12 protein-coding genes are annotated in these 15324 nt (G+C 39.1%); all 12 read left to right on the top strand.

The window, feature by feature from the left end; translation table 11 throughout:
- Positions 1–98 precede the first annotated feature (98 nt).
- Positions 99–1421: a glycoside hydrolase family 57 protein gene (locus DDZ16_RS02820; protein ID WP_109262929.1), complete on the top strand. Its 1323-nt coding sequence runs from the start codon at positions 99–101 to the stop codon at positions 1419–1421.
- Between the two features lie 51 nt (positions 1422–1472).
- Positions 1473–2342 (top strand): sigma-70 family RNA polymerase sigma factor, encoded by an 870-nt coding sequence (locus tag DDZ16_RS02815; protein ID WP_109262886.1) that lies wholly within the window; start codon positions 1473–1475, stop codon positions 2340–2342.
- 343 nt (positions 2343–2685) lie between these two features.
- Entirely contained in the window at positions 2686–2895 is a 210-nt protein-coding gene (locus DDZ16_RS02810) for a hypothetical protein (protein WP_109262885.1), read from the top strand.
- Positions 2892–3386 carry an RNA polymerase sigma factor gene (locus DDZ16_RS02805; protein ID WP_109262884.1) on the top strand — a complete coding sequence of 165 codons (495 nt, stop codon included), beginning with the start codon at positions 2892–2894 and terminating at the stop codon, positions 3384–3386. The genes DDZ16_RS02810 and DDZ16_RS02805 overlap by 4 nt, the downstream gene beginning before the upstream one ends.
- The gene (locus DDZ16_RS02800) at positions 3370–4017 is read left to right on the top strand and encodes a hypothetical protein (RefSeq protein ID WP_109262883.1); all 648 of its coding nucleotides are present in this window, start codon (positions 3370–3372) and stop codon (positions 4015–4017) included. The genes DDZ16_RS02805 and DDZ16_RS02800 overlap by 17 nt, the downstream gene beginning before the upstream one ends.
- Before the next feature lie 409 nt (positions 4018–4426).
- Positions 4427–6250, top strand: coding sequence for a helix-turn-helix domain-containing protein (locus DDZ16_RS02795; protein WP_158275591.1), 1824 nt, complete (start codon positions 4427–4429; stop codon positions 6248–6250).
- A 137-nt stretch (positions 6251–6387) separates the two neighbouring features.
- The gene (locus DDZ16_RS02790) at positions 6388–7074 is read left to right on the top strand and encodes a hypothetical protein (protein WP_109262881.1); all 687 of its coding nucleotides are present in this window, start codon (positions 6388–6390) and stop codon (positions 7072–7074) included.
- Positions 7075–7351: 277 nt separating this feature from the next.
- Positions 7352–8107, top strand: a complete 756-nt coding sequence (locus DDZ16_RS02785) for an alpha/beta fold hydrolase (protein ID WP_109262880.1) — start codon at positions 7352–7354, stop codon at positions 8105–8107.
- Between the two features lie 1568 nt (positions 8108–9675).
- Positions 9676–10161, top strand: coding sequence for a hypothetical protein (locus DDZ16_RS02775; protein ID WP_109262878.1), 486 nt, complete (start codon positions 9676–9678; stop codon positions 10159–10161).
- A gap of 5 nt (positions 10162–10166) precedes the next feature.
- Positions 10167–10643: a HigA family addiction module antitoxin gene (locus DDZ16_RS02770; protein ID WP_232526534.1), complete on the top strand. Its 477-nt coding sequence runs from the start codon at positions 10167–10169 to the stop codon at positions 10641–10643.
- A 297-nt stretch (positions 10644–10940) separates the two neighbouring features.
- A complete protein-coding gene (locus DDZ16_RS02760) occupies positions 10941–11162 on the top strand; it encodes a Fic/DOC family N-terminal domain-containing protein (protein ID WP_109262875.1) in 222 nt (73 codons plus the stop codon).
- Positions 11163–11864: 702 nt separating this feature from the next.
- Entirely contained in the window at positions 11865–15296 is a 3432-nt protein-coding gene (mfd, locus tag DDZ16_RS02750) for a transcription-repair coupling factor (protein WP_109262873.1), read from the top strand.
- The last annotated feature ends 28 nt before the right edge of the window (positions 15297–15324 follow it).

Here is a 15324-nt window from a genome sequence, read left to right as displayed (position 1 = left end):
AACATGCTCTAAAAACAATTAAAGAAAGAGATATTTAAAACCTTAAAAAGAAAGCTTATACCTGATCTTCAGAAATCAAAACCTCTAAAAAAATGTCAATGCAAACAATTTGTCTCTATTTCCAGGTTCACCAACCTTTCAGACTAAAATCCTATCGTTTTTTTGATATTGGAAACGACCACTATTACTACGATGACTACACAAATGAGAGCATTCTTAACAAAGTTGCCACCAATTGCTACCTTCCGACAAATCAACTCCTTTTAAAACTAATTAAACAGCAAAAGGGGGATTTTAAAATTACCTTCTCAATATCAGGTGTTGCTATTGAGCAATTTAAACTCTATGCGCCTGAAGTGCTTAGCAGTTTTCGTGAATTGGCCCAAACCGGAATGGTGGAATTCCTCGCTGAAACTTACTCCCATTCGCTGGTAGCGCTAAAGGACAGTGATGAATTTATAAGACAGGTGAAAAAACATGCTGACCTTATAGAAGAAAATTTCGGCATCCGCCCGGGGGTATTTCGCAACACAGAGCTGATATACTCCAATCAAATAGGCAATATGGTTGCCAATATGGGCTATAAAACCATGCTGACTGAAGGAGCTCCACACATACTTAATTGGAGAAGTCCGGACTATCTTTACCACGGTGAAACGGAGGTTTCTCTAAATCTTTTGCTGAAAAACTATAAACTCAGTGACGATATAGCCTTCAGATTTGGTGACATGGAATGGAGTGAATGGCCTTTGAGCCCTAAAAAATATGTAAGATGGCTATTAGAAAAAGACCAAAGTCAGGTAATTAATCTTTTTATGGATTACGAAACATTTGGTGAACACCAGGAAAAACACACGGGTATTTTCAATTTTCTGAAAAACTTTCCAGTAGAAGCCCTTAAAACACAGTTAATCCGTTTCACTACTCCATCCGAAATATCGAAAAAACTCAAGCCCGTGGCACCCCTCAATGTTAAACATCCCATATCCTGGGCTGACGAAGAACGAGATCTCACCGCATGGCTGGGTAATGAAATGCAGCAGGAAGCTTTCAACAAGCTTTATTCCCATTTACCGGAAATTAATAATTGCGATGATCCTTTAATCCTTAAAGACTGGGAACTTTTACAATGTAGCGACCACTTCTATTATATGTGTACCAAATTTAATGAAGATGGGGATGTTCATGCCTACTTTAATCCCTATTCATCGCCCTATAAGGCATTCATAAACTATATGAATATCCTGAACGATTTCAGCCTCAGGCTTGCATCACTTTCGAAAAAACAAGAAACAGATAATTTTTTGAATGAGCTTATTACTCAATTGACAAAAAAAGAATTAGACCTTGATAAAATTGAAAGTGAGCTGGATAATTTCAGAAAGAACCTTGTTTTCAATAAAAATTATCAATCGGCTTAATTCTTGGCCCCGACAAAGAGAAGGATTCGTAATCAAAAGCCTCTTTTTACTATGCGACAATTAAAAATAACAAAACAAATAACAAACATTGATTCAGATAACTTAAGCAAATACCTTTATGAGATTTCAAAGATTCCAAGAATAAATCCTGAAGACGAAGTCTTCCTGGCCAGAAAGATAAATAAGGGAGACGAAAGGGCCTTAATAAAGCTTGTTAATGCCAACCTTCGATTTGTCATATCGGTAGCCAAGCACTATACAAATAAGGGGCTAAGCTTGTCCGATCTGATAAGTGAAGGAAATCTGGGATTGATCAAAGCAGCACGAAAGTTTGATGAAACACGCGGCTTCAAGTTTATCTCTTACGCGGTATGGTGGATCAGGCAATCTATTTTGCAAGCTCTTTCGGAACACTCCAGAATTGTTCGGTTGCCACAAAACAAAATCATCAATACCTCCAGGGTTTCGCTTGCTTTTTCTGAACTTGAGCAGGAATTCCAGAGAGAACCATCCTACGATGAAGTAGCAGAACTGCTGGATATGCATCCATTAGAAGTAAAAAACATCTTGAAAACAATGGGAACCAATCGTCATGAATCAATTGATGCCCCCGTGGCATGGGGGGAGGAGAAAACGACACGTGGAGACTTTATGCTTTCTTCCAACCAGTTTAGCCCCGAAATAAAACTCCTGGAAGAATCATTGAAAGAGACGATTTCCAATTCTCTTTCGTTTCTGTCTGAAAAAGAGGCCAGAATAGTGACACTATATTTTGGTTTAAATGGTGAGCCTCCCCATTCTCTTGACAGCATTGGCAAGCTCATGAAATGCACCAGGGAAAGGGTCAGGCAAATAAAAACCAAAGCTTTGAATAAATTAAAGGTTCCTTCCCGTTCAAAGTCCTTAAAGGCATTCCTGTAGTTTAAATCTAAAAACCATTATGGTATAGATTCTTTTTCAGTACGCTTGGTCACAATAAAATAAAGATTACAAATCAAAATATTTTGAGGTGTAAGCCGAAGAATAAATTGATTTGAACTTCCTTAACTTTATCCCAAAACATCTTTTAACTTACTTAGGGAGCGCTGAAAAAGCAAACCGGGTTGATATGACGTTAGCACACTCCCTATTAAATTTCTGCAACACCGTCCTATTTCTTTCCATCCCGGCCAAGCCCCCCTATTGAAAAATTTTTCAAAAAAAAGCCCCCTCCGACTGTAATGTTTTTCCAGAACAGCCACTAACAAATAAAAAAGATAAAAGGATGGAAAAACTATTTTTACAAGATCAGCCCGTTCCACTCATTGCCTTGGCGAAAGGTATTACAGAGAAATGGCACCGTCACCCAATCATGAATTATTTGTGCCAAACAAGCCCGGGTGAAACCAAAAGGAAAAGCGACACCTTTGAACCGACAATCACTTCACCGGGTTTAATGAAGTTATGCCATTGGAAAGAAACACAAATTAAATGAGCAGGGATTTCTATAATTATTCTATTCTGCCCTTTGCCAACATTATTGCAAAGCTTTGCCGGGCATATACCAACTCACAGGAAGATTTTGAAGATTATTATCAGGAGGTTTGCCTTCAGATCTGGAGAACCAGAAACAACTTCAAAGAGCAATGTGAGTGGTCGACCTGGGTCTATCGCATTGCATTAAATGTATGCCTTACTATGCTTAAGAAGCAAAAGAAAAGCGGATATACTTATTTCACTTCAGATGCATTACCCGATGGTGTGATGGAGGAAAACAAGGCTTTTGAAAGTGAGGCTCTCAACCAGCTTTATGCAGCCATCAAACACCTGTCAGAAATAGACAGAGCTCTGATTCTTCTGTATCTGGAAGAGAAACCCTATCAGGAAATTGCCAATATCCTGGGAACTAATCCCAATAACATTGGGGTGAGAGTAAATCGAATTAAAGAACGACTTAAAAAAATTATAGATGGAAAATACAATTGAAGCAACATGGAAAGAAGGCTTTTTGAATGAAAAAGCTGCTGTTGTGCCCAAAATCAACGATTTGTACAACCAAAGATCGAAACTACTAATTGATCGTATGAAAAAAATGTTCAGGATCAACCTTTTGGGCATAATCGCCATGGCTTTGGTCATACCCTTTATGTTTTACTTTATCGATGCCCTTTGGCAGGGACTTGCTACTGCAATACTTCTGTTGGCTCTTGCCTGGTACAGCAAACGGACGGTCACAGGTGTCAAAACCATCAATCAAGGTGCCAACAGCTACGAATTTCTGACTTCCTATCGCCAATGGCTGGAGGATGTCCTCCAAAAAAGTGAGAAAATCATGCGCTTTTTCTATCCCATCAACGTTCTGATCGCTATCAGTATGATCTTTTCGGCCTATAGTAGTCAGCCAGAACTTCAAGAAAAATTGATCAACCGGTTTCCCGATCTGACTTATATTGACGGCATTCCTTTGATGGCAATCATCATCCTGGGACTCTTGCTTTTGCTGAGCATCCTGTTTTCCCGAAAGATATACCGTTGGGATGTTGGTTTGGTTTATGGACGTGTATTCACTAAATTGGATGAAACCATTGCAGAGATGGAGAAATTAAGGTCGGAATAAAATAACTCATTGTAAAATAAAAGCCAGGACAGGTGACTTAAGGCAGAGTGCTTTATTTCATCTGTCGGCTTTTTAAAAATGAACTCATTTATTATTTAGTTGCCTCTCCTAAAAGCAATATTCAGTAAGAGTCTTTCCTCTGTTACAGGAAAATATTACCGACCAGGAATTATACTGGTCTTTTAAATTGGGTATTTGTAGATTTATAAAAATATCATTGGTGTCCGGTTAAAAGTCTTTCCTCATCAGGCATTTTACAATGCGGAGAAGGTCAGAAAAGATCTGACAACTCTTCTTTATTCGGTCAAAAAACCCTTCCTAATGATTGAAAATTATTGTAATTTGAATCATGAACAGATAGGGGTGAAAAATGTCGGATTCCGGTTTTTTAAATAAGGTAAGAGACGCTGTGATAGCCAACCTAGAGAATGAGCACTTTGGGGTTAGTGAGTTAGCTGATGTTCTTGGTATAAGCCGATCGCATCTGTTCAGACGATTAAAAAAAATCACCAGCCAGTCTGCCAATCAATACCTAAGGGATGTCAGACTTGAAGAGGCCGTTAAACTACTCGCAAAAGACGAATTAACGGTATCCCAAATTGCGTATAAGGTAGGTTTTGGAAGTCCATCCTATTTCAATAAGTGTTTTCATGATAAATATGGCTATTCGCCCGGGGAATACCAAAGCCATTCAATCAAGAATCAACCAGATGAAAGTCCAAATGATAAAAGGGAAAAGTCATTGAAGCGTAAACCTTATTTTTTATGGGCCGCTGCGATTGCTGTTATTCTTGTGATCACCCTTATCTGGCAATTTCCCTTAACCCCTTCTGAACCGGAAACACACAAAAGCTCAATAGCGGTTCTACCTTTGCTGGACCTATCAGAAAACAGGAAAAAAGAGCACATTGCAGTAGGGCTCACCGATGCTATTATACTTGAACTTTCCCGATTAAAAAACCTGAGGGTGATTTCACGTGGATCGGCCATGTTATTCAGAGATACAGACAGGCTTTATTCTGAGGTAGCAGACCAGCTGGGTGTCAAATTATTGCTGGAAGGATCGATTGTATTCAATGAAGACAGTGTAAAAGTTACGGTTCAGCTAATTGAACCTTTGCCAGAAGAGAAACACCTCTGGGCCAATAAATACGAACAAAGCTACTCCAACCTAATCCATCTGTCTAACGATATCTCAAATGCCATCGCCCATGAAATAAATCTAGTGGTAAATTCTGAATTCCCGGCTCTACCCCAAACAAAATCTGATGCTTATGAATGGTACTTAAAAGCGCGTCATTTATGGTTACAGAATAATCCAAAATCATTGATATTGGCACTGGACTGCCTGAATGAGGCACTGGCTATTGATTCCGCTTATGCCCCGGCATACAGTCTAAAAGCAGAATGTTTTATTGGTCTCAACCGATTCATCCGGAATAACGAGGAGAAATTAAAAAACCGCGAGAGTAGTCGTGTCGCCATTGCTAAAGCTCTGAATAAAGCCATTGAACTGGATGGCTCATTGTCGGAGGCTTACATTACCAAAGGGAATGTATTGGGAAAATTTGATTACAACTGGGACGAAATGCGATTTTTTGTGGAGAAAGGCATTGATCTGAATCCCAATAATTCGAATGGTTATATTAGTCTTTCCGATTATTACGTGATTAAAGGTGATCTGCCACATTCCATAAAAATGGCTCTAAAGGCGGAGCAGCTTGATCCGCTAAACCCCAAAACCCTTTGTCTTGTGGCAGACCGGTATGTTCTCGCTGAGGAGTATGACAAAGCCATCAAACAATACAATAATGTTCTGGATCTTTTCCCCAATTATGGCTTTGCATGGGACGGTTTAGGATATGCTTACTACATGAAAAAAGATAAAAACAATGCTTTGAAAGCATGGACTGAGCTGCACCGAATTTTTGGGAATGATGATCTGGTTAGAATTTATGAAAATGAGAGCTTTGAGAAAGGTATAAGATACTGGCTGAAGCAAACCACCTCAGGTGATAAACTTTATTGCTCCAACCCTTCCATTATAGCCATGGTGCATCTTTTTGTGGAAGATAAAAATGGAGCAATGGAATACCTGGATCTGGCTTACAAATACAAACATCTTGACTTGCCCTTTATGATGCTTCGCCCCAATTTCAAACTGCTTCATGAGGATGTCCGATTTCAGGAGATGTCAAAGAAAATCGGCATTAACATGCAATACTATCCATGACGGTTAAATTGGTTTTTCAAAGCTTTGCAACATGATTAGAAGCATTGCAACAATCCAATAATAACCTGCATCATAAATGCTAGGCCGGCCAACGTTTGATTTATGAAATTTGATAAGTACATTAAAATTCAAACGTCATGAAAAAACTAATTTATTCTGTCGCGCTTTTAGGGCTCTTACTCGCTTTTTCAGCTTGTGAAAAAAATGAAATGATTGAACCGGAAATCCCGGGTAACTCTTCATCACTGAAAAGTTCCAATAACGGAAACATGAAGTTAACCGGAGTCGATGACTGGGGTTTCAATTGGCAGGCCGGACATTTCGATGGTTTCCTGATTAATGCCATACTTGGGGACCACATGTTTATGGGTATGCCTCATTACAAGCAAGCCATTTATCATGGAGAAGGCATTGAATTCTGGAACAATTTAGTGAATCAATATCCTTACATCGTGTATTTTATGCCTGCCTCGCTACTCGACTGCCGGGTTATAATGCACTGGAATGAAGAACTGGTTTCAAAACAAGGAGTGTATCCAGCTACCTGGTTAGATGCAAATGCCTCGATTTCATTCAAATTTATGATGAATAATGGAGATGAAAACTGGTCTCAATTTAGAAAATTTGTCTCCGTCAGATCCTCCGACGAACTAATCAATGGCATATGGTATAGCGAGGATGGTGTTGAAATCGGACCATATTCTTACGATTGGGGAACACTTGTTGAAATACAAACCGTTAGCCGGGGTTATATTCCGGAATTCTTTTACGAGGATATGAAAAGCCCCAATGGACCGGGCTATGGAAAATACAAGATTAAATAATCGTATCGACAATCCAATTGCAAAAAACTGCCTTCTCTTTTAAGGGGGCAGTTTTTTGTTTGAACTCTGGCAGCAAGTTGATTGACATTTGCAAGCCAGAAATATTTCAGGAATGGAGAACTCCAATACTATTCATTCCCTTCCATTAATGGCTATAGAAAGTTTTTTTTTGGTAGATTCGGACTGGTATTACTTAAGTAGAAATCCAATGTATATTACTTTTCTGCTTAAATGAGATTGCAAATAAAAATATCGCTAACACAAAAATGATTTTCCAATGCCATACTTCCCATTTGAAAATAAAAACATTTTTTACAACATTTCCGGTGAAGGCCAGCCACTTCTTTTATTGCACGGAAATACAGCTTCTTCCGTAATGTTCGAATCATTAATTGATAAATACTCTCAGGATTTTCAGGTTATTGTTATTGATTTCCCCGGACATGGTCAGTCAGACCGATTAGAAAGATTTGAAGTTGATTTCTGGAATTACAATGCCAAAGCATGCAAGCAACTATTGGATTTTCTGGCACTTGATAAAGTCTCTGTCATTGGGGCAAGTGGAGGTGCCCTAGTCGGTATTAATTTAGCACTGGAATATCCCGAGCGAATTCAATATCTGGTTGCAGATAGCTTTGAAGGTGAAATTCTGCTCAATTCCTATTTGAATTCATTGCCAAACAACAGAGAGCAAGGAAAAAATAACGATTATGCAAAATCCTTCTGGTTCAACAATCATGGAGATGATTGGGAAAGAATAGTCGATTTGGATACTGAAATGCTCTTAAACTTTTCAAGGTTAAATAAATCGTTCTTTAATAAACCCATTTCGGCCTTAACCGTTCCGACTTTAATTACCGGAAGCAAACAAGATGAATTCTGCGATCACCTTGATGTAATCTATTCAGATTTAAAGAAAAAAAATGATATGCTGGAAATTCACCTTTTCGATAAAGGAAATCATCCTGCTATGCTCTCTAATGCTAATGAGTTTTATCAGATTGTAAAGCGAGAAATAATATCAAAAGAATGAGATTAATCCAAAGGATGCATCCCCCTCATACTATCCACAGTATTGATTTTGTCATCATGCAATGGCAGAAAAGCAGAAATAATAATGAGAAACTGGCTATAAATGCACCCAATTAAGAGACATCTGCAAATGACACAATATTCCAGCCATCCAAAAAAATGTAAAACCCATTGATTTAATATGCTTGAAGTTGGATTTGTATACATTTGCCCTCTTTGTAAAAAACACCCGGCTTCCATTTATATTAAGGACTGACACCGTCAACGAGCATTCCTCTTTTAAAGATTTATGGGCCTTTGAAAAAGGCATATTCGAATTAATCAATCCGGATAGCACAGAGTTACTTGTGCGAAATCACTTTCTAATCCCCAAAAACCAAAGAATTCTCTGATTATATCTCCTTGAATTAAAGCATTCGGATAGTGCAGAAAGCATTGCTTTCTTCGAAAAACTGATGGCAAGAAAAGATTAGAAAGCATGTTTGACTGATGATTTCTATCTGGATTATGGTTTAACCGAAACAACCGGCTATGTCGTGAGAATAAAAGACTTCATTTTAATGTCGCAACCTATATTACATACCCTATTCGCCAGTCAGATAAAAACTTAATCATTCCCATTTTTTACTGCGGAGGCTTCAATATTGTAATAGCAGCTCCATGTTTTAAAGATTATGCCTCAGAATTGATAAGTTACAACTATCTTCATTCATGAAAGCATTGTCTGTTACTAGTGTGATAATCACTAAATTCATTCACTAATTTCAGGCGCTTTTTTCCTTTCTGCTTCGTTGGCGCTTTTAACCATAGCTAAGGGTATGCTTAGCAAACCCCGCCTTGCATAAAGAAAAAGGCTGTAGTTTAAAAATGCGTTTTTATCCTTAGAGATTAAATAGTGCAAGGCCTTGCAAGGACAAAGTCACCATATTAAAGTAAAAAGGGCATCATTGGTCCTCCTGAAATGGTAGTACCAAATTAGGTCTGGCGGATTCCGATCCGCCACCAGAGGTGAAACGGCGGATTGGCTTCGGCTCTGCCGCTTTCCCAGAAAGAATCCGCCGCACCTAATCTTCAATTGGTAAGGTTCGATCCCCAAAAACACGCAAAAATAAACTTAAGCCAAGAAAAAAATCAAATAAAATTCAAGTAACCCAATTTAATAAATATCACACTAGTATGCCCTGTAAGAATTTGAGCATTTTTAGTCTTTAAAAAGAGGTTTTCAGTGGATGGGGACCTCATTTTTTACAAAAACCATTGGCGGGACATTACTTATCTTTCACGCAAGCTTCACAAAAACCACTTACTCAACGATTCTTTCCCTCCACTCAAAACATCAAAGCATTTACATAATAGATTTTTAGAAAGAATATTTTTTTGGTACCTTCTGATGGTCAAATTTTTAACAAAATAAAAATAGCAACAATGTTGTTTTTCTCCTCAAAACGACATTGTGCCTATGGGTACTTGTAGCGCATTTAAACAAAAAAGACAATACCAGACAATTTTGAAAATTAAATTATACATTTCCGACAACTTTCATTATCTTTACTAAGAGAAAATAGATAAATGGTTTACATATTAGACGTAAAAAACGACCAATTAGTAAAGGCAGAAATTGTTGTCCCTGAACCAAATGAAATACCATTAAAAAAAGATGGATGGAATTTCAACTGGAGAGAATTAAGCAAGGAAAATAATTCCAGAACATTCATTTTAAAAACAATCGGACTAAATCCAACCGTTGAAGGTGCTTTACAACTTAAGTCAGAAAATGAAATGCTTATTATGAACTCTTTAGAAATAGCACCATACAACATCGGACGAAAAAATAAGAAATATGATTATGTCGCCGGCTCGTTGATTGCATTTGCATGTAAAGAAAGTTTCAAGTTGAAAAGTGCTTACAAAGGATTCCTAACCTTTATGTCGAAAACAAGCCTAATGCAATGGTATTCAAAAAAATATGGAGCATCAGTGGGGCTTGGACAGAGAATGTATATTGATAGTGAAAACGGACTGAGATTGATTAATGAATACCTTGAAAGAAAATGAACGCTATGAAACGAAATAATAACGCAGAGCCAAATAACGGAATGTTGACAAATCAAATGGATACTGGAACAGATGAATTTAAAGATTTCCAGGCCATAATGTTGAATAAGGCAAAAAATCGGTCAGAAGCACAAAAAAGAGAAATTGAGTTGCTCTCCATCAAATTTCAAATGCAAGATTATCTCGAATCTGAAGAAACTGAGCTCAAACTGCCGGGAGAATTTTTAAAAGAATACTTGAAAACACTGGGAATACCTCAAAAGAAATTTGCTCATTACATTGAAATAAATCCTTCTAATTTGAGCAAATTAATTAACGGAGAGAGACCGATAAATTATGAATTAGCAATCATCTTAGGAAAACTTTTTAATAATGACCCAATGCTTTGGATTGAAATTCAGGCGAAAAACGAACTAAAAAAAATCAGAAAAACCAAAACGAGAAGATTTAACAATTATTCATTAAAAGACTTAATGACCTGATATAAAACGCACTACAATCGAGCAGACTGCCGCCAGGCAATTAGCCTGGCGGAGAGCCTCTCACACCACTCCCGAAGTTTCGGGATACGGGTCTCGTATACGGCGGTTCTTTAAACCATGGGAAACAGTCGATTCATTTCCTTATTCCTGGAAATCGTTTTAAAAATTGTAGCCATAGAGATATAACCTCGTTTTATTAGACGAGCTTTTTTAATGGTGGTGGCTTCATGCAAAAAACCAACACCACCATTGCAACACGTACTGTTCTTTTGTTTTTTTGGTACAAAAAAATAAAACATGGGACAAAATGCACCACATTTCAAAATTGAATTACTCCCTCCCCACAGAGAAAAAGTAGAAACAACTGAGATTTTAAGACAAACCAACAAATCAACTGCGGCATTGGCTGAATTAAAAGGGATTGCAAAGACAATACCCAATAAGGCAATGCTAATAAATGCAATCGTACTTCAAGCAGCTAAAGATAGTTCGGAAATTGAAAACATCATTACAATCTAAGATGAACTGTATAAAGCTTTAACTGTAAACAAATCAAACGTATCAGCAGAAACAAAGGATGCAACAAAAATAAAAAATGCTGCGTTTGCCCGAATGGATGAGTGGATGAGCGAGTTTTTTGCGGTTGCCAAAATTGCCTTAAGAGAAAACCCACAGCTATTGAGGCACTTGGTAAAATGGTTAAGAGTTGAGGTATACCACGGATATAAAAGCGCTTTGCCGTTAAGGTCCAATTACTATTTCGGGATACTCTTTTAATTCAACTGATCGTTAGATTTTTAGATACCTGCCTAACGGCAGTCAGGAAGCGTACAAGATGATTCGTAAAATAATTACATCCTGCATTTAACAAACATATTTAAGTGCAAACAGTTAATTTGCGGAGCATTGCATTGGTTTAACGGAGTATTGATAACAGTACTCCGTTAAACCAATGCAATAGATTCGTAATCAATTGATTAGACAACACCCTCTCTTGTATTAATGTGCAGAATTTCAGCATGATACGAATTCCTTTCATCTAACTCAAGTTGTAATACGCTTTATGTCGAAGCCTTAATGCATGTAGTTAGATCTTTTCTTATCAGGCGAAACATTCTTTTGAATGCTCAAAGATGGCCTTTCGGGGCAATACATTTTCTTCTGCCTGTTGGTTACTTTTATGTATAATCTAAAAATCTAACGATCTATTGGATAAATAACATGGTTTTAAATACTCCTCCTCTCCCCATTTTCTCAAAAACCACTACTTTTGTTTCAAAATTATTTCCTGTGGAACTAAGCACATTACTTAATATATTCAGAGACCACAAAGGTCTGAGACAACTGCATGACTGGCTGAAAACCCCAAACGGCACTTTGCTGCTAAAAGGTTTGTCAGGGTCCTCGGCAGCTCTTGCCGGAGCATCTGACCAAAGTGAATTCAAGCATCTCTTTGTCCTTTACGACAAAGAAGAAGCGGCTTACTTTTACCATGATCTTGCCCAGCTTTTAGGCGAAGATCAGGTATTTTTTCTTCCGTCCACTTACAAACGATCGCCGGAGTTCGGACAAGCCGACAGCAACAATGTTATTCTACGCACCGAGGCTCTGGAACAATTGCAAAAAGAGAACAATCATTGTCTGGTAGTGACACATGCAGAAGCCCTGCTCGAGAAAGTACCCTCTCGCCAGGAGATGACGGGGCAGTCCATGACCATCAATACCGGAGATCAGCTGGACCTTTCCTTTGTTTCTGAATTTTTGCAGGAAATTGATTTTGAGAGAGCAGATTTTGTCTACGAACCGGGACAGTATTCATTGAGAGGTTCCATCATTGACATCTACTCCTATTCTAATGAAGATCCCATCCGTATTGACTTTTTTGGCGATGAAGTAGAGAGCATCAGGACCTTTGATATTGAGAATCAGCTTTCGAAAAAGCCCCTTAATTCCATTACCATTCTCCCTGATCTGGCATCAGGACAACACCCCCATGGCAACCACATCTCCCTGCCTGCTTTTCTGGATGATCAGCAAACCAAGATATGGGCCGAGTCGCCACATCAGATTTTGGAAAAAGTCCGCAATGTTTTTCAGAAAGTCATCAAAGCTAATCAAAGCGACGAAAAAATTGAAAAAATCCAGGATCTTCCAACTCCCGGAGAGCTTTTGGATCCCGAAGAACTAACCACACAATTTGAAAAGTTCCCCAAAATAATCTGGGGTAGTCTATCAGGCAACGAAACCGCCGGTTCGACTATAGAATTTAACACCTCCCCCCAACCCGTTTTCAAAAAGAATTTTGATCTCCTTGAAAAGGATATTGACACAAAAACACGTGACGAATATCGTGTTTTTGTGCTTTCCGACAATCCTCGCCAGCTGGAACGACTTCGTCAGATATTTGAAGACCGGGGAAAGAAACTGGACTATGGCGAAATTGGGCACGCACTTCACGAAGGATTTGTGGATCATGAATTAAAAGTCTGCATCTACACCGACCATCAGATTTTTGATCGGTATCATAAATTCTCTTTACGGACAGACAAGGCAAGAGCTGCCAGGCAATCACTGACCATCAAGGAACTGACCCGCCTCAACCCGGGCGATTATGTGGTACATATCGATCATGGTGTGGGAAAATTTGGGGGACTGGTTACCTCAGACGACAATGGTCAAAAGCAGGAAGCCATCAAACTTATTTACAGAGACAATGATGTCATTCTGGTCAATATTCATTCACTTCACCGCATCAGTAAGTTCAAGGGGAAAGATGGCGAACCCCCCAAGGTCAACAAACTGGGCACAGGCGCCTGGCAACGGGTCAAAGACAAAACCAAAAAGAAAGTCAAGGATATTGCCAGGGAGCTGATTGCCCTTTATGCAGCCCGTAAATCACAGCCCGGCTTTTCATTCTCGGCCGATTCTTTTATGCAAAAAGAGCTGGAAGCCTCATTTATCTTTGAAGATACCCCTGACCAATTTAAATCTACCCAGGCCATAAAAAGCGACATGGAAGAAACCACCCCTATGGATCGTCTGGTTTGCGGAGATGTGGGATTTGGCAAAACAGAACTGGCAGTAAGGGCTGCATTCAAGGCTGTTAGCGACAACAAACAGGTAGCCATTTTGGTACCTACCACCATTTTGGCATTGCAGCATTACCATACTTTCAAGGAGAGGCTCAGCGATTTTCCATGTAACATTGAATATGTCAGTCGCCTGAGGAAAACCTCCAGCACAAAAAAAGCGCTTAAAGAACTTAAGGAAGGCAAAATAGACATTGTAATTGGGACGCACAGGCTGGTGGGAAAGGATGTGGAATTTAAAGACCTTGGTTTACTGATCATTGATGAGGAACAAAAGTTTGGGGTTTCGGTCAAAGAAAAGCTCAAACGCATAAAGATCAATGTCGATACATTGACACTTACGGCGACGCCTATTCCCCGCACCCTGCAATTTTCACTGATGGGGGCCAGAGATTTATCCATTCTTAACACAGCTCCGCCCAACCGCCACCCCATAATTACCGAACTCCATGTATTTAATGAAGCCATCATAACCGAGGCCATTAGCTACGAATTGGAGCGAAACGGCCAGGTTTTTTTTATAAATAACCGTGTCCAAAATATTGACGAACTCGAAAAGACCATCAATCGGTGGTTACCGGATGTCAAGACTGTTGTGGCACACGGACAAATGGAAGGCCCCAAACTGGAGCAAATCATGCTCGATTTCATTGAAGGTGAATACGATGTTTTGATCGCCACCACCATTATCGAATCGGGACTTGACATCCCCAATGCCAACACCATTATAATAAACAATGCCCACCACTTTGGGTTAAGTGACCTACACCAGTTGAGAGGCCGTGTTGGCCGTTCCAACAGAAAAGCTTTTTGCTATCTGTTGGCCCCACCACTTACGACCCTCACTCAGGATGCCCGACGCCGCCTGAAAATAATCGAAGAATTCTCCGAATTGGGCAGTGGCTTCAACATTGCCATGCAGGATTTGGACATCAGAGGTGCAGGAAATATGCTGGGTGCTGAACAAAGCGGATACATTGCAGACATTGGCTACGAAACCTACCAGCGCATCTTGCAGGAAGCCATGCTCGAGTTGCGTGAAGATGAATTCCCCGAGCTATTTAAGAATGAAGAAAAGCCCGGAGAAGAGAGCAAAAATTTTGTCAGCGACTGTCAAATAGAAACCGATCAGGAAGTAAGAATCCCTGTCGACTACATCAGCAATACCGCTGAACGGATGGAACTTTACAGGGAACTGGATAACATAGAGAAAGAAGAAGACATTGAAGCCTTTGCCAATAAACTGAAAGATCGTTTTGGCCCAATTCCTGAACCAACCTTATCGCTTCTGAATATTGTCCGTTTAAGGAGGCAGGCAAAAGCGATGGGAATCACCAGGCTTCTCCTTAAAAACAATAAAGCACGATTGCATTTCATTGACAACCCGCAATCAGGGTTTTACCAGTCAGGTTGTTTTGGAAACATTCTCCAATGGGTACAGCAACATCCTACTGAAGTCCAGATGCAGCAAAAAGGGGAGAAACTGATTTTGATAATCAAAAAAGCGGAAAACATTGAAAGGCTGAAAGATAAACTCAAAGAAATCAGTTCTTTATTACAATAGATCGTTAGATTTGTAAATATAAGATTTA

Source organism: Marinilabilia rubra, assembly GCF_003121985.1.
GTDB classification, from domain to species: domain Bacteria; phylum Bacteroidota; class Bacteroidia; order Bacteroidales; family Marinilabiliaceae; genus Marinilabilia; species Marinilabilia rubra.
Note: the sequence above shows the minus strand (reverse complement) of the source record. Positions and strands in the feature narration are given on the sequence as shown.